General features: G+C 70.7%; 21 protein-coding genes. 2 read left to right on the top strand and 19 right to left on the bottom strand.

Annotated elements, in window-relative coordinates; all coding sequences use genetic code 11:
• Positions 1-52 precede the first annotated feature (52 nt).
• From EU555_RS18815 to EU555_RS18735, 17 genes are all read right to left on the bottom strand, one after another.
• Entirely contained in the window at positions 53-397 is a 345-nt protein-coding gene (locus tag EU555_RS18815) for a host attachment protein (protein ID WP_245524383.1), read from the bottom strand.
• Between the two features lie 141 nt (positions 398-538).
• Complete coding sequence (locus EU555_RS18810; RefSeq protein ID WP_135416758.1) at positions 539-1,345, bottom strand: universal stress protein; 807 nt, start codon at positions 1,343-1,345, stop codon at positions 539-541.
• A 90-nt stretch (positions 1,346-1,435) separates the two neighbouring features.
• The gene (locus EU555_RS18805) at positions 1,436-2,083 is read right to left on the bottom strand and encodes a BON domain-containing protein (protein ID WP_135416757.1); all 648 of its coding nucleotides are present in this window, start codon (positions 2,081-2,083) and stop codon (positions 1,436-1,438) included.
• Complete coding sequence (locus tag EU555_RS18800) at positions 2,076-2,603, bottom strand: response regulator (protein WP_245524365.1); 528 nt, start codon at positions 2,601-2,603, stop codon at positions 2,076-2,078. Before EU555_RS18800 ends, EU555_RS18805 begins: the two co-directional genes overlap by 8 nt.
• Before the next feature lie 138 nt (positions 2,604-2,741).
• Complete coding sequence (locus EU555_RS18795) at positions 2,742-2,993, bottom strand: hypothetical protein (RefSeq protein WP_135416756.1); 252 nt, start codon at positions 2,991-2,993, stop codon at positions 2,742-2,744.
• A gap of 10 nt (positions 2,994-3,003) precedes the next feature.
• Positions 3,004-3,219 (bottom strand): hypothetical protein, encoded by a 216-nt coding sequence (locus EU555_RS18790; protein ID WP_135416851.1) that lies wholly within the window; start codon positions 3,217-3,219, stop codon positions 3,004-3,006.
• 86 nt (positions 3,220-3,305) lie between these two features.
• Complete coding sequence (locus EU555_RS18785) at positions 3,306-3,824, bottom strand: ion channel (RefSeq protein ID WP_135416755.1); 519 nt, start codon at positions 3,822-3,824, stop codon at positions 3,306-3,308.
• A gap of 54 nt (positions 3,825-3,878) precedes the next feature.
• Positions 3,879-4,085, bottom strand: coding sequence for a hypothetical protein (locus tag EU555_RS18780; protein ID WP_135416754.1), 207 nt, complete (start codon positions 4,083-4,085; stop codon positions 3,879-3,881).
• 153 nt (positions 4,086-4,238) lie between these two features.
• A complete protein-coding gene (locus tag EU555_RS18775; RefSeq protein ID WP_135416753.1) occupies positions 4,239-4,463 on the bottom strand; it encodes a hypothetical protein in 225 nt (74 codons plus the stop codon).
• Positions 4,464-5,946: 1,483 nt separating this feature from the next.
• Positions 5,947-6,513 (bottom strand): histidine kinase dimerization/phosphoacceptor domain -containing protein, encoded by a 567-nt coding sequence (locus EU555_RS18770; RefSeq protein ID WP_245524382.1) that lies wholly within the window; start codon positions 6,511-6,513, stop codon positions 5,947-5,949.
• Positions 6,514-6,592: 79 nt separating this feature from the next.
• Complete coding sequence (locus tag EU555_RS18765; RefSeq protein WP_135416751.1) at positions 6,593-7,321, bottom strand: hypothetical protein; 729 nt, start codon at positions 7,319-7,321, stop codon at positions 6,593-6,595.
• Between the two features lie 14 nt (positions 7,322-7,335).
• The gene (locus EU555_RS18760) at positions 7,336-8,151 is read right to left on the bottom strand and encodes an alpha/beta fold hydrolase (protein ID WP_245524364.1); all 816 of its coding nucleotides are present in this window, start codon (positions 8,149-8,151) and stop codon (positions 7,336-7,338) included.
• A 26-nt stretch (positions 8,152-8,177) separates the two neighbouring features.
• A complete protein-coding gene (locus tag EU555_RS18755; RefSeq protein WP_135416749.1) occupies positions 8,178-8,534 on the bottom strand; it encodes a carboxymuconolactone decarboxylase family protein in 357 nt (118 codons plus the stop codon).
• Between the two features lie 442 nt (positions 8,535-8,976).
• On the bottom strand, positions 8,977-11,220 hold the full coding sequence (locus EU555_RS18750) for a xanthine dehydrogenase family protein molybdopterin-binding subunit (RefSeq protein ID WP_135416748.1): 2,244 nt from the start codon (positions 11,218-11,220) through the stop codon (positions 8,977-8,979).
• 12 nt (positions 11,221-11,232) lie between these two features.
• Positions 11,233-11,679 carry a (2Fe-2S)-binding protein gene (locus EU555_RS18745; protein WP_135416747.1) on the bottom strand — a complete coding sequence of 149 codons (447 nt, stop codon included), beginning with the start codon at positions 11,677-11,679 and terminating at the stop codon, positions 11,233-11,235.
• A gap of 165 nt (positions 11,680-11,844) precedes the next feature.
• A complete protein-coding gene (locus EU555_RS18740; protein WP_135416746.1) occupies positions 11,845-12,813 on the bottom strand; it encodes a GlxA family transcriptional regulator in 969 nt (322 codons plus the stop codon).
• A 154-nt stretch (positions 12,814-12,967) separates the two neighbouring features.
• A complete protein-coding gene (locus EU555_RS18735) occupies positions 12,968-13,924 on the bottom strand; it encodes a GlxA family transcriptional regulator (RefSeq protein WP_135416745.1) in 957 nt (318 codons plus the stop codon).
• Between the two features lie 292 nt (positions 13,925-14,216).
• Here EU555_RS18735 and EU555_RS18730 point away from each other — a divergent pair, with 292 nt between their 5' ends.
• Both EU555_RS18730 and EU555_RS18725 read left to right on the top strand, forming a co-directional pair.
• Positions 14,217-17,069, top strand: coding sequence for an ATP-binding protein (locus tag EU555_RS18730; RefSeq protein WP_135416744.1), 2,853 nt, complete (start codon positions 14,217-14,219; stop codon positions 17,067-17,069).
• Between the two features lie 330 nt (positions 17,070-17,399).
• Positions 17,400-19,913, top strand: a complete 2,514-nt coding sequence (locus EU555_RS18725; RefSeq protein ID WP_135416743.1) for an MFS transporter — start codon at positions 17,400-17,402, stop codon at positions 19,911-19,913.
• Positions 19,914-19,921: 8 nt separating this feature from the next.
• Here the strand turns inward: EU555_RS18725 and EU555_RS18720 are convergent, their stop codons facing one another.
• Together EU555_RS18720 and EU555_RS18715 are read right to left on the bottom strand one after the other, a co-directional pair.
• A complete protein-coding gene (locus EU555_RS18720) occupies positions 19,922-21,304 on the bottom strand; it encodes a mercuric reductase (protein ID WP_135416742.1) in 1,383 nt (460 codons plus the stop codon).
• Between the two features lie 63 nt (positions 21,305-21,367).
• Positions 21,368-22,126, bottom strand: coding sequence for an SDR family oxidoreductase (locus EU555_RS18715; RefSeq protein WP_135416741.1), 759 nt, complete (start codon positions 22,124-22,126; stop codon positions 21,368-21,370).
• Between the last annotated feature and the right edge of the window lie 402 nt (positions 22,127-22,528).

The following is a 22,528-nucleotide window of genomic DNA, read 5'->3' as shown; positions in this document are numbered from 1 at the left end:
TGTTCGGATTGGCTTCCCGAGATCGATCTTGCCGAGATCGAAGGAACGAGGATCATCGGCCGCAGAGATGCCGCTGCATCTCGCTCACCGCAGTCTTCGTAAGATCCTGATCGATCTCCGCCATGAGGACGCGACGGAGCCCCTCGGACAGGTCAAGGTGCAGGGCGGCGAGGATCCGCGGCGGGGCGACGACGACCAGGGCCGAGACCGGGCCGGCGACGCGGTTGAGCCCGGCCGCGACCTCGGCCGCGAAGCGCTGCTCGGCCAGCTCGTGCCGGTCCGTCTGCGCGATGGCGCTGCGGCGCTCGTCGACCCCGGACACGGGGCGGCCGGTCGGTACGCTGCTCGCGGCCCGGCGGGTTGGGCGGAGCTTCGATCGCCTGCTGGACCTGACGATCCGGGTTGAGCGGATATCCCTCGTTGTGCAGCACCAGCGCCTTTCGGCCGTCGGCCTCGAGGGCGCATCCGCGATGCGGGGTCAGGAGGGGAGGCTTCGCGATCATCGGGTCGCTCCCGCGCGTCTCGACCGCCGTCGGACTCAATGGCTCATCAGGCAGCAGACCGGGCTGCCGGCCATGAGGTCCCGGGTGACCCCGCCGAAGGCCCATTCCCGCAGGCGCGAATGGCCGTAGGCCCCCGCGACGACGAGGTCGACGCCGTACTCCGCGGCGGCCTCCGTGAGCGCCTCCGCAACCGTGGTGCCGGTCGCGTCCGGGGTCACGGCCCGCGTCGCGATCCCGTGGGCTCGAAGCAGGGCGACGAGGTCCCGGGGGTCGGCCGACCCAAACCCGTCATCGACCGAGGCGACAACGACCTGGGAAGCCTTCTCGAGGAACGGCATGGCGTCCCTCACCGCCCTGCGGGCCTCGCGGGTGTTCTTCCAGCCGACCAGGACACGCTTGGCGTCGAGGTGGTCGATGCCTGGCGGCACGACCAGCACCGGTCCTCCGAGCTGCATCGCGAGATCGCCCGGGTCGATCGCGAAGAGGGTTGGCGCTTCCCCGCGGCCGACCACGACGAGATCGGCTGCGGCGGCCTGCGCGATCAGGAAGGGAAGCGTGGGGCCGAGATTCGACCGCCACGCCCTGCGCCGGTCCCGGCCGATCTCCGCCTCGAAGACCGCATGCGCCCGCGTGAGATCGTTCATCACCATCTCGCTCGCGGCCGCCAGGGCGTAGGTGCTGCCGAGCGTCGGGCCGACCGGGGGAACCCCGTAGGGCGGCTCGTCCGCCGCCACGCCGATCAGGCCGGCTCCGAACGCATCGGCGAGAGCGCCGGCGAGGCGCAGGCGCTCGCGCGCCGAGGGCTCGAGGTCGACGGCCACCAGGATGCTGGCGATGGTCATGCGGGTGCTCCGATCGGTCTAGAGCGGTTCCCGGGCCGGAGCGCGCGACGGCAGGCCGGCCCGCCCCGCGCCACGGTTCAGGCGTCGGGTTCAGGCGACAGTGAGCCGGTCCACGACCGCGCGGACGCCGGGCGCGGACCACGCCGCGGCCTCGGCCAGCCTGAGCTCATGCCAGGCGTGCACCTTGCCCTCGAGCGTCACCTGCGCGTCCTTGACCGTCACCCGAATTGCGTCTGCCTCAACTTCGGCGCTGCGCTTGAGCGCCGCCTCGATCTTCTTGCGCACGTCGGCCGCGTCCGCGCGCGGGGTCACGTCGATCATGTTGACGATGCCGGCGACGCCCGTCAGCCGCTTCAGCGCAGCGCGCGCCTCTTCCTTCTGGTACTGCCACTCGACCTCGCCGGTGAGCGTCACCCAGCCGTCCTGCACCTTCACCTGCACCGCGTTCTTCGGCACGGTCACGGCCCAGTCGAGCATCTGCACCGCCCGGTGGGCCAGGTCCTCGTCGCGCGGCGGCTTGTCGCCGGCGAAACGGACCTTGATCTCCTCGACGACGCCGCGCACTCCGCGCACCTTGCGGGTAGCTTTCTCGGCGGCGACGCGCTCGGTGTAGCTCGCGACGTGCCCGGAGAGCGTGACGATGCCGTCCTCGACCGCGACGCCGATCCCGGCGGCGTCGATGCTCGGATCGAAGTCGAGTTCGTCGATGACGTTCTGGCGGATCGTCCTGTCACTCATGAGTGCCTCCTTGATCGCGCCGGGGTCGGGGCCGATCAAGGACCGACCCGGCCGACGATGAGGCTGACGCCCGGCAGGCGGCCGGACATTGATCCAGCGCAAGCGCGCCGCCGGCCGACAGGCGGTCCGCCATCGGGCAGGCCCGGCTTTCCCGACGCATGCCCGGACCCGCGCGGCAAGCCGCGACGGTCCCGATCATTTCGCCCGCCCCGAAGAGCCGGTCGAAGACGGGCACGTCGACGAAGGCACGGGGGATCCGCGCCGTCCCGGCGATCAGGGCGAAGGGGATGCCCCGCCGACGCAGCGCGCAGGCGAGCGGGAAGCCCGAGCCCCGGTTCAGGTCCGTGCTGACCACGGCGAAGTGCGGGGGCGCATCCAGGCTCGCGAGAGCGTCGGAACAGGTGCCGAAGGGACCGCTGACCGTGCAGCCCGCGTCAGTCAGCACGTCCTCCAGCCACAGGCCCAGCAAGGCCTGCGGCTCGGCTACCAGGACGACCGGCGCGGATGTCATCGTCTGCATCGCCTGACTCCCCTGGCCCCATTCCGTGAACGCTCGCAAACCAGCCACAGATGGACGGGCGTGGCGGGTTCGCGTTGCGCTGGATCAAGCGTCGTACGTCCGAGGCGGCAGGCACCGCGAGGCTCGGACCGGCTCTCCTCAATTCCCCATAGGCGCGGGAGTGGCATCCGTCAGAACCGCACGTGCCACCTTCAGGGCGGCGTCGAGGTCGTCGCGATCCGTACCGTAACGGCGGCGCAGCGCCTCCAGCCAGGGCGCGGGTCCGTCATCCGCCTGCGGAATCTCGGAGAACGGGACGTGGTACATCCCGTCGAGCGCCTCGATCCCGTAGGCCGTCACGGCCCATTGTCGCCCCTGCCAATGGATGGGCTGGGCAAGGTCTTGACTCATCGCGGCCTCCTCATGCGGCGCGTTCGGTCAGGACCACGACCTCGCAAATGTCCGCCCGCAGGCGCCAGTCGACGATGCCGGCGGTCTCGCAGAACAGGGCCTTGGCCATGGTGAGGGCCGAGACCGGGCAGGGCGCGGCGACCACGGCCTGCTGCTGGAGGACTCGGCGTTCATGACCGGTATCGTCCGAGACGACCTTGTGGAAGGTCACGAGGTACTCGCGCAGCATGGCCCTTCTCCGTCTGCAGGATGCGGGATCGTCGGCGTTGCGTAGGGCCGCGACCTTGATCCAGCGCAAGGTCGCGGTGCAGCTCAAGGCTCGGCCCGCGGTACGAAGGCGGGGGGCCGGGCCGGCCTCGCCGCCGCGCGGCCCCGGCTCCTCGATGCCTTCCGGGAGGACGTCCTGCCGTGCAACGGCCAGTAGCGCTCCATCGCCAGGTAGGTGAACGACGCGGACCAGCCGATCAGCAAGAGGCCGTTGAGCGCTTCCACCCCGGTCAGGAGCCGGGCGTGGCCAAGGGGCGCGTGATCGCCGTAGCCGAGCGAGGTATAGGCGACGACGGAGACGAACAGGCAATCCTCGAAGGTCTCGACGGGCACGCCCGAGAACGCGCCGAGCCCGAGCCGCAGCACCAGCACCCAATAGGCGCCGGCATAGACCCAGACCGCCACAGTGTGCCCGACGAAGGCCGCGAGCACCACGACGATGATCCGTGTGCGGGGCGGCACAGGCAGCTCGGCGAGATGCTCCGAGGTCAGCCGCAAGGTCTCGTAGAGCACCAGGATGGTGATGGCGACGAGAACGACGCTGGCGGCCATCACGACGAGCATGGTTCGACCCATTTCTTGGAACGGCGCCGCGTCCCGCTGCTTCGGGTCCGCTCGTCAGAGCACGATTCGGAGCAGCCCCGTCACCAGGAGGGATGCGGCGACCGCGATGAGGAGGGCCATGGCGCTTCCGATCGTCCGATACCGGTATCCGTCGTCGACCGTGACTACGGCGCGGTACGCCTCCTGCGGTCGAACGATATCGCTCGGCATCCGCGCCGTGCGTGGGTGAAGCATGCCCGTTAGATCCGCGATCGGCATCATCGTCGTCCCCCGTGGTTGAACACGGCGTCCACAATGGCGCGGTGGGCGGTGGCAGCCTTGATCCAGCTCAAACGGGTCGTGGCGATGCTGCGATCGTCCAGCGAGTGAATGACGGTGCACCAAGTCCCCGCGGCGCGCCGTTGCGTCTCTGCATCAGTCGTGCACTGGTCGGTAGCTGGCAAGCTCGACCGTGAGCCCGGGTTCAAGCGGCCAATCCGCCTGTCCGTCCACGACCGCGCCGCTCAGGTTCCACAAGAGAGCCAGCAGCAGCCCGAGCACGAGGGTGACGTCGTCGGGCCGATGTCGGCAGGCATGGATGGTCGCGCATCTGGCCGTGAAGGTTACCGCCAGGACGAGGCTGAACGGATCGGGTTTCATGGCGACCTGCACTGCGAGAAAGCTCGGTCGAAAGATTCGTGGCATCAGGCTGGACCGGCGCCGGACATCCTTCGCAGACGCCACAGGCTGGAGAGAGCCGAGACGATGATGGCGACGCCGAAGCCAAGATGGGCCAAATGGGGAATGGAAGCGTGGCGGAACCCGAGCAGCGAAGGAGCGGCGCAGGTCCAGAGACCGGCAAGAGTGAGACCAGCCTCACCCGGATCGTAGGCTCGTCTCACGGAAAGCGCTGCAGGGACAGCCGTCAGCACGGCACAAGCCCGTAGACTGAAGATCGGACGTTCTTCCACCAGAAAGCCGAGGAGCCGAGGAGCCGAGGGGTCAGCACCATTCCGGCCGCTAGCAGCATGGTTCGGGTGCTCAGGAGGATGTCTTCCGCCGCATTGTTGAGATTGCACGTAATGCGCGCAATTTACTGCTTTGAAAAATTAATATCTGTGGAGGAAATATCTCTGAATGCATCGATATGCCTTAAATACATAAGTCTGTGACAGAATTTACATGCTCGAATTTTACTGACAATTCGTCGAATGCTGTTTAAGAACGCGCGTTTGACGTGCAGCTCTGCCCAAGAGACCGGGAGCTGATGCGCTACGAACAGCGAAGGTGCGCGCGCGGGGGCGCGACCGATATGAGGCGCAACGCATGATCGTCGAGGATGTCGCGGTTGTGCTGGAAGTCGCCCGCATTGAGTGCCGACCTCTTGTCGTTGCAGAGAGCGTTCAGATGCGGCGTGACGCGTAACATCGGCCAGCCAGACTGATAAAACTGTTGTCGGCGCATGACATGGGACAGCTGCCCGACGCTCCAGCTGGACGGTCCGCAGCCTGTCCGTGCTGCCCCGTGCCCGGTCCTAATCGTTAATCGGTCCGCCCCGGGACCTTACGCTCGAGTCATGGTCCCGGTCGATTTCTCAGACGCATCGATACGGGCTCGAGGAAGGCGGCCGCTCGGGAACGAGCGAAGGGCGTCAGCATCGCGCCACTTTCGGACCGTCGAACATGGCTTCTGAAAGGGCCGCTCTTCTCCTCCAGGCCGCCATCGCACGGAACAGGCAAGCCGGGTGACACAATATCCTCGGCAACGAACAGTCGCTGAATCCATGCGTGGAAGTACGCTCCGCGACCGGGCGGAGCCCGTACCCTGCCGCAAAGGTCGCAGGGAGGAATTTTCCGAGGTGCCGTGCATGAGGATGAAGCCGCTTGCCGCGCAAGTCGCCGTCGTGGAGCCCGGCGGCTTCCGGACCGTCGTCGCGGGCACGCCAACGCGGATCACGGAGGGCAACCCGGCCTTTACTGGGATCGTCGGCAAGGTCGCCGCATGTCGCGGGCCTGCGATGGGCAGGTGTCATCCAATGGATGGAAGGGCCGGCATGGCGAGTCCGAAGGGCAGCATGCCGAACTCGGCTTCGAGTGGGCGACCACGGCCGTTCTGGCGGAACCGCCTTAAAACGGATGTGAAATCAATATTTTGGCAGAATAATAGTCGCAACGTAGCCGGGGTCTGCTGTGATTGTGACCGACCCTCCCGCGTCCTCGGCGAGCAGGCGGACGATTGACGATGACGTGAGTGACGTCGGTTCTTGGATGGTCGCACTATCGGAGGCCATCAGCCGCACCGATCCGCACGGCGTCGAGGTGAGCTCGAGCCGGATGCACGCTTCCCTCTCGTCCGCAAGACTGTGCTTGACCGCGTTCGTCAACAACTCGACGACGATCAGCGCGATCGTCAGCCTCTGCTCTCGGCTCGCAGGTTCGGCCGTGAAGTCGATGAGCAGGACGATGTCCGACCGACCGAAGGCGGACAGAACACCGGCACAGAGTTCGCGGCAGTGCTGGGAGAACACGAGCGAGGCGGGCGCTTCGTAGATCTGGCGGTTGAGCCGGGCGATGTGCCCGATGCGCTCCACGGCCCGCACGACGGCAGCGGAGCCGTCGAGCATCTGCTTCGCGCGAGGTGGTGAAAGGGCTCCGACCAAGCCCTGAAGCTCGTTCGCAACCCGATGATGGATCTCCTGGAGTAGTATCATCGTATGACCGGAGCTTCGGTACTGATCTGTCGACGGCATCATGGGAAGAACGCCTCGGCTGGAAAATTCTTGGTCGAACCTAAGCCCCTCGGCTCAGCGTGATGGCGGAGAGATCGATGGACACCACGAGCGGCTCGGGCATAGGCCGGCCGTCGGGCCGCCGCGGGAAGATCCGTCGCCGCGTCGGGACCTTGATTCCGGAGACGTCGACGTAATCCGAGAGAAAATGCGCGCCCGGCGTGCTTCCGGCGATCTCGACGTCGTAGTCGTGCCGGGCGATCAGGTTGTCGGCATCGACGTAGAGCGTCTGGATCCGACTGTGCGTCGCGATGCCGGGCGCGAAGGTCGCCCGCAGGCGACGCCAGACCGTGTCGCCGTCGCGCCAGGGCTCGATCTCCTGCGTCTCGACACCCGGATAGGCGAGCAGGAACGGCATGTTGAGGTAGGTCCACATCGCACAGCCGGCGAAGTAGGCGAGTTGAGGATCACTCCAGGGCGTCTCCAGGGTGTGAGCCTGGAACGACGCGCGCGGGTCGACGAGCTCCTCGATCGTCGACCCGGCCGCATCCTCGATCGAGACCCGATCGGGCGTGAAGCGGGAGCGGCGTCCGTCGCTCCCGAACGGCGCGTGGGACGCCCACTCGTCGCGCAGGCCCACCGTCACGTCGACTGCGTCGAGCAGCCCCGCCTTCCCCTTCAGAGCCCAGAGCGCGCCGCCTTGAGCGAGATGCGCTGTCATCGTCGAGAATTGGTTCCAGCGTGCGAGGCCGCCATGGGCGTCGAGCACGGTCGCGAGCAAGGTCATCATGTCGTTCATCCGGTTCAGTGGTCGGCGAGGACGCGGCCGACCTCGGCGGTGAAATCGGCGATGTGCTGGAACAGGAAGCCGTGGCCCGCATCCGGATAGAGGACGAGCGTGGCGTCCGGGGCCTCCTGCGCGATGGCGTAGGAGCGGTAGGCCGGAATCATCACGTCGGCGACGCCGTTGGCGACGAGCACCGGCATCGCGAGCCCGCCGAGCCGCTCGCGCAAGCCGGCCGCCCCGCCGATCGCCCGCAGCTGCGTCAGGAAGGCCGGGCCCGTGACCGCCGGGACCCGCTCGGGGAACGCCGCGAGGCGGCGCAGATGGGCACGGCCCGCCGCGCGGCCCGTCTCCGTGCCGGTGAAGAACAGGAAGAGGAAGTCCTCCTCGGTGTTCTGCGAATGGGCCATGACCTCCGGCACCCGCGGGTGGGATTGCGGCCCCTCAGCGACGCCGCCCGGTCCCGAGCCGGCGATGATCAGCCGGCGCACCCGCTCCGGGGCCGCGTGGGCGAGGTCCTGGGCGACGAAGCCGCCGAGGGACCAGCCGAGGATATCGGCCCGCGCGAGCCCGGCGGCGTCCATGAAGGCGCGGGCGACCTCGGCTATCCCCTCGACGGTGGCCGGCACCGTGCCCCCGGAGGCGCCGATCCCGGCATTGTCGAACCGGATGACGCGGCGCCCCTCGGCAAGGCGCGCCAGGAAGTCGGGATCCCAGTCGTCGAGTGTGCTGCGGAAGCGCTGGAGCAGCAGGAGCGGCATCCCGGTCTCCGGCCTTTCGGCGCGGAACGCCAGGTCGCCGAACGGGGTCGGGATTGTCTGGAGCGGTGCAGGCATGGTCATGGCCTCCGGCTGTCGCGTCGTCACGGCGTCGGGGAGCGGGCTTCGGCCGAGGCCGCGAAGGCGTCGAGGGCGCGGGTGTCGTAGACGATGGCCGCTCCCGCCCCGAGGCTCGCGGCGACCCCGAGCGCCTCGACCAGCTCCTCCTGCGTCGCGCCGAGCGTGCCGGCCGCGTCGGCGTGGACGGTGATGCAGCCGTGGCAGCGCAGCGTCACCGCGACGGCGACCGCGATCAGCCCGCGCACCTTGGCGTCGAGGAGAGTGGTCTTCTGTCCCGCCGCGCTCAGCGCGCCGTAGCCCCCGATCGTCTCCGGGCTGAGCTTGGCGAACCCGCCGACGCCGGCCGTCACCTGCTGCCGGTAGAGGTTCCAATCCATCATGTGCCTGTCGCTGTCCGCCCGGAGCGCAGCCGGCGGCTCGTCCATGGCCTCCAGGGCTAAGCGGTTCGACGGCTCCCGTCGTGAGAGGCGTCGTGAGACGTTGTGAGGGAGTGCGCGGCACCACGTCTTGCGCCTCACGAGCGCTCGCAGGTCCGAGGACGGCGGGGCGGATCCGGAATCGGCGACCGACCGGGATGGGCCCAGAAGGCCGCGTATCGGCCTGGCCGGATCAAGCGGAGCTGCGACGCGGAATCGTGCCCGAGCAGGCCGCCGCAAGCCGGCGCAGCCTCGTTGGTCTTCGCTCCACGACGCAGCTTATGACGGGCGCGGACCGGGCTGCGGCGCCTTCATGCTTGGGCCGGCGCGAGAGCATCGGCCGTGACGCCGACGGCAGGAGCCCCTCCCGTCGGCGCATCGCTCGAACGTCGGGTCCTGCTGCCGGTCAGGCGCCGGCGAGCTTGGTGTTGGCGACCGGCAACGAGCGGATCCGCTGCCCGGTCAGCGCCGCGATGGCGTTGAGGATCGCCGAGGGCACGCCCGGCAGGCCCGGCTCGCCGACCCCGCCCATCGGGGCGCCGCTCTCGACGATGCGGACATGGACCGCCGGCATGTGCTCGCGGCGCAGGATCGGGTAGGTGTCGAAGTTCCGCGACTGGCGCAGGCCGTCCCGGTAGACGATCTGCTCGAACAGCACCGAGGAGGTGCCGAGCGCGGCCGCCGACTCGACCTGCGCCTTCACGATCGCCGGGTTGACGACCGAACCCGGATCGAAGGCGATCCAGAGGTTGTGCACCCGCGCCTCGCCGCCCTCGACCGAGACTTCGGCGATCGTCGCGGTCTCCGAGCCGAAGGGCGAGGCGAGCGAAACGCCGCGAGCCCTCTGGCCAGCCCCGGCCGCGTAGGGGCCGCGCCGCCAACCACCGGCGAGGTCGGCGACCTCGCGTAGGAGTCGCAGGTGGCGCGGCTTGTCCTTCAGAAGCGTCATCCGGAGTTCGAACGGGTCGTGCCCCCCGGCCTGCGCCACCTCGTCGAGGAAACTCTCGTAGAAGGCGTCGTTCATCGAGTGGCCGACCGAGCGCCAGAACGCGATCGTCACCGGATGCGCGACCTTGGTGAAGGTCATCCGCCGGTTCGCAATCGCGTAGGGCTTCTCGACGATGCCCTCGACGGCGGAGGGATCGACGGGCGTCTTCATCAGGGCGCCGAAATAGCGGCCGATCGGCCCCTCTCCGACCGTGCGCACCTCGATCGCCGTCGGGTTGCCGGCCGCGTCGAGGGCGGCGCGGAAGCGGCTGAAGCTCAGGGGACGCAGGCCGTCGCGGGCGAACTCCTCCTCGCGCGACCACAGCACCTTCACCGGACGGCCGGTCGCCTTCGCGAGCAGGATCGCCTGCGGGAACGGGTTGCCGGAATCGTAGGGGAAGTGCCGGCCGAAGAACCCGCCGAGCATCGGCGAGTGGATGCGGACCTTGTCCGGCGACACCCCCGCGACCTTGGCCGAGATGCCCTGGAACAGCTCCGGCATCTGGTTCGGCAGCCAGACGTCGAGGGTGCCGTCAGGGTTGAAGCGTGCGATCGACGAGGGCGGCTCGAGCTGGGCGTGGGCCAGGTAGGGCGCGGCGTACTCCGCCTCGACCACCTTGGCGGCACGCGCGAAGGCGCCGGTCACGTCGCCCTCCGCTTCCGCCGCGTGGCCGGCCTCTGCCGAGGCCTTGAGCACCGCGAGCAGCCCGTCGGAGGAGAAGTCGGCCGCGACCGTGTCGAGGCCGGTCGCCTTCGGGGCGCTCCAGCGCACGGTCAGCGCTTCGACGGCCTTGCGCGCCCGCCACCAGCTGTCGGCGGCGACCGCCACCGCCCCGGGAAGGCGGTGGACCGAATGCACGCCCGGCATCGAGCGGACTGCCGCCTCGTTGTCGAGCCCGACCGGCTCGGTGCCCGGATGCGGCGCGTGCGCCACCGCGGCGTAGAGCATGCCCTCGACCTTCTGGTCGATGGCGTAGACGGCGCGGCCCGTCGCCTTGTCGCGCACGTCGATCCGGGCCACCGGCTTGCCGATGTAGCGGAAGGTCTTGGAGTCGCGCAGGGGCGCAGACTCGTTGGGCTTGAGCGCCATCGCGTCGGCGGCGAGCGCGCCGTAGGCGAGCGTGCGGCCGGACGCGGCGTGGACAACGGTGCCGTCGCGGGTGGTGAGCTCGGCCGCCTGCACCTTGAGCCGCGCGGCCGCCGCGCGCACCAGCATGTCGCGGGCGGTGGCCCCGAGCTGGCGCATCAGCGGATAGCTGGAACGCGTCGAGAAGCTGCCGCCGGTCATGCGGATGCCGTTGACCACCGCGTAATCCGGGCCGGGCGGGGCGCACTCGACCACGAAGCGCGCCGGATCGACGTCCAGCTCCTCGCCGACGATCTGGGCCATGCCGGTGGCGATGCCCTGGCCGCCCTCGACGAAGGGCGACAGGAAGCGGAATGTCCCGTCGGGGCGGATCTCCAGGAAGGCCGGGACCCGGGTGCCGGGCTTCGGAGCGATCGCGCCGGCGCCCTCGGCGGGTCCCTGCGCCTCGGCCCGGACGCGGGCGGGCAGCGCGACGGCGAGCACCAGCGCGCCGGCCGCTGCGCCGAGGAGATGGCGGCGCGAGAGGGTTGCGGTACCCTCGGGGGCCCGGGCGGGCGAGCGCAGGATCTGGTCCATGGTCGCCTCCCCTCAGGCCGCGGCGTGCCGCACGGCGGCGGCGATGGCGTTGTAGGTGCCGCAGCGGCACAGGTTGGTCATCGCGCCCGCGATATCGTCGTCGCTGGGCTTCGGCGTCTCGCGCAGCAGCGCGGTCGCGGCCATCACCTGCCCCGACTGGCAGTAGCCGCATTGCGGGACCTGGGCGGCGATCCAGGCCGCGACCACCTTGCGGCCGACCGGATCGGCCTCCACCGCCTCGATCGTCTCGACCTTGGCCGCGCCGATCGAGTCCACCGTGACCTGGCACGAGCGGGTCGCTTGGCCGTCCATCAGCACGGTGCAGGCGCCGCATTGCGCGATGCCGCAGCCGTACTTGGTGCCGGTCATGCCCAACGTGTCGCGCAGGACCCAGAGCAGCGGCGTGTCGGGCTCGACATCGACGCGGCGGGACTGGCCGTTGATGGTCAGATCGAACATGGCGGATCTCTCCTGGATGGCGAGCTTGGATGGCGAGCCTGGATGACCGCCGGGAGTCCGGGCGCCCGCGGCCTGCCGGGATCGTGCGTGTGGAGCCCGTCGTAGGCGCCGGGCCGCGCGGGTGTCGTGCGAGGCCTCGTGAGATTCCGTGAGCCGGCGGCTCCGTCAGGCCTCTTCGCGGGCCGTCCCCGCCGGCCGGACGGATGGATGGGTCGTCCGCCGGAAATCCTGGGGCGGCCGGCCGTAAAGCCGCAGGAAGGCGCGCCGCATCCGCTCGCGGTCGGCAAAGCCGACCCGGTCGGCAACGGCCTCGCACGAATGCCGGCCTTCGATCAGGAGCGCCCGGGCCGCTTCGGCGCGCAGCCGCTCGACGAGCTTCGCGGGCGACTCGCCGAATTCGGCGGCGCAAGCCCGCCCGAGCTGGCGCGGCGAGAGGTTCGCGACCGCGGCCATCCGGGCCACGGAGAGGTCGTCGCGCAGGTGCCGCCGGACGTGATCCAGGACCTTACGGATCCGGTCGGTCCGCGGTTCGAGTTCCAGGAGCCCGGAGGCCTGCGGATCCGCCCCCGGCCGCCGGCGGTCGAGGATCATCCGGCGCGCGATGGTGCGGGCGACGTCGGCGCCGAGATCGGCCTCGACAAGGGCGAGCGTCATGTCGATCCCGGCCATCATCCCGGCCGAGGTCCAGATCGGGCCGTCATTGACGAAGAGACGGTCCGCCTCGATCCGGATGTCGGGGAAGCGCGCCTGCAGCTCGCGGGCGTGGCGCCAATGCGTCGTGGCACGGCGCTGCGACAGGAGGCCGGCCTGCGCCAGGGTGAAGGCCCCGGTGCACAGGGCGCCGACCCGGCGCGACGTCGCCGCCGCCTCGCGGGTGAACGCGACCAGGGCGGCGGGGGCCGGTTCCGTGCCGATGCGGGCCGCCACCAGCAGCGTGTCGTAGATCTCCGGCTCCAGGGGGCGGCTCGCCACCGCGAAGCCGGCGGCGGTCGGGACCTCGCCGCCGCCCTCCGACACGAGGCGGGTCTCGTAGACGCGATCCTCCAACAGGACGTTGGCGGCCTGGAAGACCGCGAGCGCCGCGATCGACATGAGTTGCAGGCCCGGGGCGACCACAACTCCCACCTTCCGCATCGGCTCGCCTGCCTGCTGCCGGACCGAACGGGAGGCGGTCGGGCTTCGGCGCATGTTAGACCATCAAGCAAGGGAGGCAGCGGCGGATCCGGACGTTGATGTCACGATTCCGGACATTCTCGGCCGGTCGGACCGGGCCACCGGCTTTACCCGGTCACAGGGCGGCGACGGGCCCCGCCCCGACGCGGACGTTGCGCGGCCCCGCCCCGTAGGCCCGCAGGAACGCCCGGCGCATCCGCTCGCGGTTGGCGAAACCCGTCTCGCGCGCGATCTCCTCGATCGGCAGACGGCTCTGCTCCAGCATCAGCTTCGCCGCCTCCAGGCGGATGCGCTCCACCGCCTTCGACGGCGAGGTGCCGGTCTCCGCCCGGAACAGCCGGGTGAACTGGCGCGGGCTGAGGCAGGCCACCGCCGCCAGCGCCTCGGTCGTCAACGGCAGGTGGAGGTTGCGTCGCGCATAGGCCAGGACGGCCTGGATCCGGTCGGTGCGGGCGTCGAGATCGAGGAAGGCCGAGTGCTGCGCCTGGCCGCCGGCCCGACGGCGCTCCATGACGAGGCCGCGGGCCACGCTGACGGCGAGGTCCCGGCCGTGATCGTGTTCGATCATGCCGACCGCGAGATCGATGACGGCCGACATGCCGGCCGAGGTCCAGATGGTGTCGTCGACGACGTAGATCTTGTCGATATCGAGCCGGCAGGCCGGATAGCGCGCGCGGAACTGCGGCGCGAAATGCCAGTGGGTAGTCGCGCGGCGCCCGTCGAGCAGGCCGGCATCGCCCAGCATGAAGGCGCCCAGGCACAGCCCGGCGACCCGCCGCGTCGAGCGGGCGGCCGCGCGGAGATGGTCGGCGAGGACGGGGGAGGTCTGGGGTATGCTGATGCCGGCCGCGACGAGGAGCGTGTCGAAGGCCGCCGGGTCGCCGAGCGGCTCGGTGGCGAGGTCGGGGCCGAGACCGGACCGGATCGGGCCGCCGCGCTCCGACAGCAGGTGGACGTCGTAGAGCGCCGCCCCGGCGTAGCGGTTCGCCACCACGAAGGGCGTGGTCACGGCGAGGCCCATGAAGTCGAAATCGGGGCCGATCACCAGCCCTGTGCGGCGCGTCGTCGTCATCGGCTCCGTCCCCCTTCTCGCGCCGCACCATCGGCCCGGGTTCCGGCACTGGCAAGCGGGACGGCCGGAAACGAGGCCTGGCCTTTTCCATGCGGCTTTCCCCTGCGGAAGGTGTGCGCTCCGGCGGCGGAATGTCCGGAAAGGTGGCATCTACGTCCGAGGACCTGGATGATCGGCGATACGGCTACGCTATGGTGCGCCGGCCGGTTTCGCGTGCGGGGCGCCGCCCCGGAAGGGACGGGGCCGGCAGCGGCCCGGGCGATCGGTGTCGGGCAGGTGCGGGAGCGGCGGCATGACGAAGGCAAGCGACGCCACGGCGGGCCCGCCCGGCGCGGCGCGGCCGGAGATCGTGTTCGGCGTCTTCACGCTGCTCCCCGAGCACCGGCGCCTTCTGGCGGGGTCGTCCGTCGTCAAGCTCGGCAGCCGCGCCCTCGATCTCCTGATCCATCTCGCGTCACGGCCCGGCGAGGTGATCAGCCACCGCGAGCTGACGGCAGCCGCCTGGGCCGGGGCGCAGGTCGAGGAGAGCAACCTCCGCTTCCAGATCGGGCAGCTGCGGAAGGCGCTCGCCGAGCACGCGAAGGGGGCCGAGCACGTGACGAGCGTGCCGGGCCGCGGCTACTGCTTCACGGCGATGGTGACGTCCGGCGCGCCGGCCCAGCCGGTCATGATCCGGCCGGCCGGCTCGTCGCTCCTGCCGCCCGAGCCGTCGAACCTGATCGGCCGGTCGGCCGATGTCGAGATCCTGCTCGCGTGCCTGGCGCGCCATCGGCTGGTGACGGTGGTTGGCACGGGCGGCGTCGGCAAGACCACGCTCGCCGCGGCGGTCATGCATCGGACCGGCGGCCCTGCCGGGCCGTCGCCGACCTTCGTCGACCTGACGACGCTGGACGATCCGCGCCTCGTGCCGAGCGCCGTCGCCTCGGCTTTGGGCGTCCCGGTCGGATCGGCCACTCCGCTGCCGCAGGTCGTCAAGGTGCTGGCGGATGCGGACGCCCTCCTCGTCCTCGACAATTGCGAGCACGTCATCGATGCCGTCGCGCTCGCGGCCGAGGCCATCCTCCGCGGCGCGCCCGCCGCGCGCATCCTCGCGACGAGCCGCGAACCGCTCCGGCTGTCCGGCGAGGCCGTCCACCACCTCCTGCCGCTGGCGGCGCCCTTCGCCGATACGGACGACCCGCTCGCCTTCTCGGCGGTCCAGCTCTTCTGCGACCGGGCACGCCTGCAATACCCCGACTTCGCCCTCGATCCGGTCCAGGCCCGGCTCGTCGGCGAGATCTGCCGGCAGGTCGACGGTCTTCCCCTGGCGATCGAGCTCGTCGCGGCCCGCATGCGGACCCTGGGTCTCGCCGGCCTCGTCGAGCTTTTGCGCACCGGCGCCGAGCTCGCCCACCGCAGCGCCGTCCCCCGCCACCGCAGCCTCCAGGCCACCTTCGACTGGAGCTACGCCCTTCTGTCGGAGGCCGAGGCCCGCGCGCTGCGGGCCCTGTCGATCTTCACGGGCCACTTCTCGCTGAATGCGGCCCTGTCGGTCCTCGACGACGGCAGGGACCGGTCCGATCACCTGGAGGTCCTCAGCGCGCTCGCCGACAAGTCCCATCTCGTGCTGGAGGCCGCCCAGGGCGGCGCCCGCTACCGCCTGCTCCAGATGACGCGCCAGTTCGCCCTCCGGAAGCTCCGGGCGGCGGGCGAGGACGCGGGCGTCGCCCGCCGGCACGTCGCCTGCTACGCCGGCCTGCTCGAGGGCGCGCGGGCGGCGAGCGGGACGCGGCACGGTGGCGACGGGGTGGCGGCCCTCGCCTTCGAGATCGGCAATGTCCGCGCCGCGCTGGTCTGGGCGTTCGGGCCGGGCGGCGACGCGCAGCTGGCGGTCCGGCTCGCGGCCTGTTCCGCGCCCCTGTTCCTTCACCTGTCGCTCCTGGCCGAATGCGTCGAGTGGACCGGGCGGGCGCTCGGGGCGAAGGAATTCGCCGCGCTCGGGCCGAAGCCGCGGCTCGAACTGAAGGCGGCACGAAGCGTCGCCCTGCGCTACACCAGGGGTAACGGCGAGGACGCGCGAACCGCGCTCCACGAGGCCCTGGACCTGGCCGAGGCCGAGCAGGATCTCGCGTACCAGATCCGGTTGCTGGAGGGCCTGTACATCTTCGCGCTCCGCCTCGCGGACTTCAAGGCCGCGATGGCCTATGCCGAGCGCGGCCGGGCCAGCGTATGGCACTCGCTCAGCGATACGGGCCTCGCGACCGGCGACTGGATGGTAGGCGTCCTCGATCATTTCATGGGGCGTCAGGCCGAGGCGCAACTGCGCTGCGGGCATGCTCTGCGCAACTTCCCGCTCCAGCGCCGGCCCGAGGTGGTCCGCTTCGGTATCGACCAGCGCATGCTGGCCCACTGCGCCATCGCCCGCGCGCTGTGGGTGCAGGGCCTCCCCGACCAGGCCGCGGCGGCCGTCGACGGGGTGGTGCGGGAGACCGATGCGATCGGCCATCCCGTCTCGCTGTGCACGGCTCTGCTCTGGACGGCGCCGGTCGCCCTGTGGTCGGGCGATCTCGACCGGGCGGCGGAGGCACTCGCCACGGGGCGGGTGCTGGCCTCCCGGCACTCGCTCGTCCCCTACGAGCTTCTCGCCCGGGCGCTGACCGGGCAGCTCCACGCGCTCCGCGGCGATCTGGAGAGCGGCGTCGCACTCCTGTCCGAGGGTCTGGCGGGCCTCGCCGAGGTGTCGCACCTGACGATGAACTCGGCCCTGCAGCTCGCCCTCGCCGAGGCCCTGATCGAGGCGGGGCGGCCCGGCGAGGCCCTCGCTGAAGCTGGGCCTGCGCTGGTCCGCATCGAGCGCGACGAGGAGCTGACGCTCGTCCCCGAGGCGTGGCGCATCAAGGGCCGGGCCCTCGCGGCTCAGGAAGCGGACCAGGAGGCGGGACCGGCGGAGGAAGCGTTCCGTCACGCCCTCCGGATCGCGCAGGATCAGGGGGCGTTGTCCTATCGTCTCCGAGCCGCGACGGATCTCGCCGAATACCTCTCCGGCCGGGATCGTGCCGGCGAGGCGGCAGGCCTGCTCTCGGACGTCTACGATGCGCTGACGGAGGGCCGTTCCACGCAAGATGTCTTGAGGGCGACGCGCCTTCTCAAGCGCCTGACCGCATGACGGGACCCGGCACGCCCGCGGCTCGCTTCGTCCCGTCTCACAGGATCTCACAAGCCCTCTCGGTACATCTTCCCCCCTCGCCGATATCACCGGCGGCAAGTTCGAGCGGGCCACGGTCGCGGGCGGAGCGTCGAGATCGAGCTGGCATAGCCGAGAGGCGAGCCGCGCTCAGCGACCACGGGCGGCGACCGGCCCGGCGCGGGCCCTCGATCAACGGCCGAGCTATGAGCTAACAGCTGCGCCTCGCCGTGATGGGGCGCAGCGATCCTGAGACGGAGCCGCGCGACCGGGCAACGACCCGACCGGCGTGCGAGAGGACGAGGCGAGAGCATGACGGTATCGCACAAGCCGGCCTCCGGGCAGACCACGGCGCGCGTGCTCCTCGCCAGCCTGATCGGCACCACCGTCGAGTTCTACGACTTCTACATCTACGCCACCGCCGCGAGCCTGGTCTTCGGGCCGCTGTTCTTCCCGGCCGCGCTGCAATCGGCCGAGTTGATCAGCGCCTATGCGAGCTTCGGCCTCGCCTTCGTGGCCCGGCCGATCGGCGGCGCGGTGTTCGGACATTTCGGCGACCGGGTCGGGCGCAAGGCGACGCTCGTCGCCTCGCTCCTGCTGATGGGATTCTCGACCTCGGCGATCGGCCTTTTGCCGACCTATGCCCTCGCCGGCTGGCTCGCGCCCGCCCTGCTCTGTCTCCTGCGCTTCGGGCAGGGCCTGGCGCTCGGCGGCGAGTGGAGCGGGGCGGCCCTTCTGGCGCTCGAGAACGCCCCGCCGGGCTGGCGGGCGCGCTACGCCATGTTCGCGCCGCTCGGCGCGCCTCTCGGCTTCTTCGTCGCCAACGGGCTGTTCCTGATCCTCACCCTGGCCCTGACGCCGGAGCAGTTCGCCGAGTGGGGCTGGCGGGTGCCGTTCCTGCTCAGCGTGCCGCTGGTGTGGCTCGGGCTGTGGGTGCGCACCCATCTCCGCGAGACCGAGGAATTCGCCGCCTCGCTCAAGGAGGCGAAGCCCCCGCGCGCGCCGCTCGTCGAGCTGATGCGCCTCCATGCCGGCCAGGTGGTCGCCGGGATCTTCGGGGTCGTGGCCTGCTTCTCGCTGTTCTGGACCGCGACCGCCTTCGCGCTCGGCTACGGCACGACCACGCTCGGGCACTCCCGGGCATCGTTCCTCCTGGTCGAGCTCGGCGCGATCCTGTTCATGGCGGCCGCGATCGTCACCGCGAGCTGGCTGTCCGACCGGGTCGACCCGACCCGCGTCCTCATCGTCGGCTGTGCCGGGACGATCGTCGCCGGCATCCTGCTGGCGCCGATGCTCGGCAGCGGATCGCTCGTCACGACCTTCGTGTTCCTGGCCTTCGCCCTCTGGGTGATGGGCTTCGTCAACGGGCCGCTCGGGGCTTGGCTGCCGAGCCTGTTTCCGCCGCGGGTGCGCTACTCGGGCACCTCGGTGGCCTTCAACGTCGGCGGCATCGTCGGCGGCGCGTTCTCGCCGATGATCGCGCAAGGACTCGCCGAGCGCAGCGGCCTGACCGCGGTCGGCTTCTACCTCGCGCTGACCGGCGGGGTCAGCCTGATCGCCTTCGACGTGAGCGCCCGCCGGCGCGCCCTCGGGGCGCTTGCCCGCAGCGAGCGGCGCTATCGCGCACTGTTCGAGCAGGCCCACGTCGCGCTCTGCGAGATCGACCTGTCCGCCGCGCACGAGGCGGTGACGGCGTCGAGTGGCGCGCAGGCCCCCGGATCGATCCTCCAGGAAGCCCTTGCACGCCGCGATGCCTTGCCAGACGTGACGCTGATCGACGTGAACGAGGCGACGGTGCAGCTCCTCGGCGGCGCCTCGCGGGAGGCGGTCCTCGGCTCGGTGACCCGCTTCCTGCCGCCGGGCAGCGACCTCCTCGCCATGCTCCTCGCGCGGCTCGGCCAGGGCGGCGGCCGATACGAGATGCAGGGGAAGCTCCTGCGGGCCGACGGCCGGGAGGTCACCGCAATCCTCGTCCTGGCGCTGCCCGACGACGCGTCGGGCTACGACCGGGTCTCTTGCGCGATGATCGACGTGACCGAGCGCGAGCGCGCCAAGGAGGCACTGCTCGCCGCGCAGGGCGAGCTCGCCCGGGCCGGCCGGGTCGCGACGGTGGGGGCGATCTCGGCCTCGATCGCCCACGAGGTCAACCAGCCGATCGGCGCCATGGTGATGAGCGCCGAGGCCTGCCTGCGCTGGCTGCGGCGCGAGACGCCCGACCTCGCGGCCGCCGAGCGCGCGGCCGAGCGGGCGGTGCGCGACGGCCTACGGGCGAGCCAGATCGTCCAGCGGACCCGCGAGCAGCTCCGGCGCGACCGGCGCGCGCCTGAGATCGTCGACCTGCGCGACGTCCTCGCCGAAGCAGCCAACCTCCTCGACCGCGAGATCTCCGCCGCCTCGGCGAGCCTGCGCATGCGCGTCTCGGTGCCCGAGGCCCGGGTCCTCGCCGACCGGGTCGAGCTGCAGCAGGTCGTCGTCAACCTGGTGATGAACGGCCTGCACGCGATGCGGACGGTGCCGGAGGCCCGGCGACGGCTCGAGATCGCGGTCTCCGCCCCGTCGCTGGATCGGGTCCGGCTGACGGTGAGCGATTGCGGCACCGGCATCGCGCCCGACCAGCTGCCGAAACTCTTCAGCCCCTTCTTCACCACCAAGCGCGACGGGATGGGCATCGGCCTGTCGATCTGCAAGGCGATCGTCGAGGCCCATGGCGGGACGCTCGGAGGCCACAACAACGAGGGACCGGGCGCGACCTTCGCGGTCGAGCTGCCCCTGCACGAGGAGGCGGCCCGCGCCGCGGCAGCCGAGCCAGCCACCGCGGACGCCTGAAAGCACGCTCAGCGCGCCGGCACCGCCGCGAACAGAGCGTTCAGCCCCTCGGCCGTCGTCGGATGTGCCAGGATCGCGTCGCGCAACGCCGTGTAGGGGAGCCCCGCCAGCATCGCGACCTGCACCGTCGCCATGACCTCGCCGGCGTCGGCGCCCAGCATCGCGAAGCCGAGGATGCGGTCGTCCGGCCCGATCACCGCCTTCATGAATCCGTCGGTCAGGCCCGTGGTCCGGGTGCGCAAGACCGCCCGCATCGGCAGCTTGGCGACCCGGATCTCCGCGCCGCCCGCCCGCGCCTCCGCCTCGCTCGCGCCCACGCGGGCGAGGGGCGGGTCGGTGAAGAGGCAGTAGGGCATCTGACGGCCGGCGGTGGAGCGCCCGCCGCCCTTGAGCGCGTCTCGCACCACCCGGTAATCGTCGGCCGAGGCGTGGGTGAAGGCCGGGCTGCCGGCGCATTCGCCGATCGCCCAGATGCCCGGCGCCGTCGTGGCGAGGCGGTCGTCGACCCGGATCGTGCCGCGCTCCGTCACCGCAACACCGGCGAGATCGAGCCCGATCCCGTCGGTATTGGGCGTGCGCCCCGCCGCGACCAGGATGTGGCTGCCCGCCACCACTGACTCGCCGTCGCTCGAGCGCACCACGACCTCGACGGCTTCGCCCGAGCGGCCACGCACCCTCACCACACCGGTGCCGGTCCGCAGCGCGATCCCCTCGGCCTTAAGGAGCCGCGCCAGCTCGTCCGCCACGTCCGCGTCCTCGCGGCCCGCGATCCGATCACCGCGCTCGATCACCGTGACGGCGCTGCCGAACCGGCGATAGGCCTGCGCCAGTTCGAGGCCGACATAGCCGCCGCCCAGCACGATCAGGTGGTCGGGCAGGGCGTCGAGTTCGAGCGCCTCGATGTTGGTCAGCGGCTCCGCCTCGCGCAGGCCCGGAACGTCCGGAACCGCCGGACGCGTTCCGAGGTTCAGCACGATGGTGTCGGCGGTGAGCACCCGCTCCCCGCCCGCGTTCAGGTCGACCGCGATCGTCTTCGGGCCCGTGAACCGCGCGCTGCCCATGACCAGCTCGGCGCCGCTGTCGCGGTACTTGTCGAGGTGCATCTCGACAAGGCCGGCCACCATCGCCCGCTTGCGCTCGACCACGCGGCGCATGTCGACCCGGACCGGGCCGGTCTCGACGCCGTAGCGGCCTGCGTTGCGGGCGAGATGGGCGATCTCGGCGCTCCAGATCTCGTTCTTGCTCGGCAGGCAGTTGGTGTTGGGGCAGGAGCCGCCGATCCAGCGGCGCTCGACCACCGCGACCCGCTGACCGCCTTTTGCCAGATCCCACGCCAGGAACTTGCCGCCCTCGCCGCTGCCGATCACCACGGCGTCGTATCGCTCGCTCATCGCATGTCCTCCTCGAAGCGGGTTGCCGATGGGCGGACCTTCGCGGTCCGCCCGGGGCGGGTCTCAGACCGGGATCGGGTTGGCGACGAGCGCCGCATTGAAGGCGTCGACCATCGCGTGCTCCTTGGCGCCGGGATTGTCGCGCACGGACCGCACCGCTTCGACCACGACCTCCTCGGCCTCGGTGCCGAGCCCGATCATCGTCTCGGCGATGAAGGCATCGAGGGGCATGGCGCGCGGATCGCCGCTCTTCTTGATCAGGTCGGTATCGACCCAGGGCGGCGCGATCTCCTGGACGGTGACGCGGGTGTTCCGCAGCATGAAGCGTTGCGAGAGCGTGTAGGCGTGCAGGGCCGCCTTGCTCGCCGAATAGACCGCCGTGCTTGCAAGCGGCAGGAAGGCGAGGATCGAGGTGTTGTTGACGATCGTCGCCCGCGGCTGCGCCTTGAGGTGCTCAATCAGGGCGGAGGTCATCCGGATCGGCCCGAGCAGGTTGGTGGTCAGGATCGCCTGGGCGACCGCATCGTCGATGATTCCGGAGGCGTCGTCGAACGGCATGATGCCGGCATTGTTGAACAGCACGTTGAGCGCCTGGAACTCGGCCACGACCCTGGTGGCGGCCCTCTGGATCGCCTCCGGATCATTGATGTCGAGGGCGATCGAGGCCATCCCGGGATTGGCCCGCGTGACCTCGTCGAGGAGCGCCTGGCGGCGGCCCGCGACGATCACCTGGTTGCCGAGCCGGTGAAAGGCCTCGGCGAAGCCGCGGCCGATGCCGGAGGTGCCGCCGGTGATGAGGATGGTGTTGCCGGTGAGCTGCATCGTTTCGTCTCCAAGGGCATGGGCCGGATGGGCATGGGCCGGACGACCGGGGTCGCGCCGCTCGGGGCGGGCCCTCCCGGACGAGGGGATCGGTGGTGTGGCAGGTTCGAGGAGGGCCAGCCCCGTGGATCGATGCCTCAAGGCCGGCGACGAGGATCAGCTTACCGGTTCGGCCCGGCCGCGATATCGACGGCTGGTCTGAGCGCGATCACACCTTGTGCATGCGTGATCATACGAAGGTGTCAGGCGATGGTCCGCACACGGTGATTGACGCAGGGATAGCCTTCGTTTTGGTGGACTCGTTTCCGTCGGGCGCGGCATGTGGCGTCATCACGATGAACACGGATCGTCCACCGGAACGGGACGAATAACTTGGCCGTCGCCTTGAGCCGGATCGGTCCG

This window comes from Methylobacterium nonmethylotrophicum (assembly GCF_004745635.1).
Taxonomy (GTDB): Bacteria; Pseudomonadota; Alphaproteobacteria; order Rhizobiales; family Beijerinckiaceae; genus Methylobacterium; species Methylobacterium nonmethylotrophicum.
Note: the sequence above shows the minus strand (reverse complement) of the source record. Positions and strands in the feature narration are given on the sequence as shown.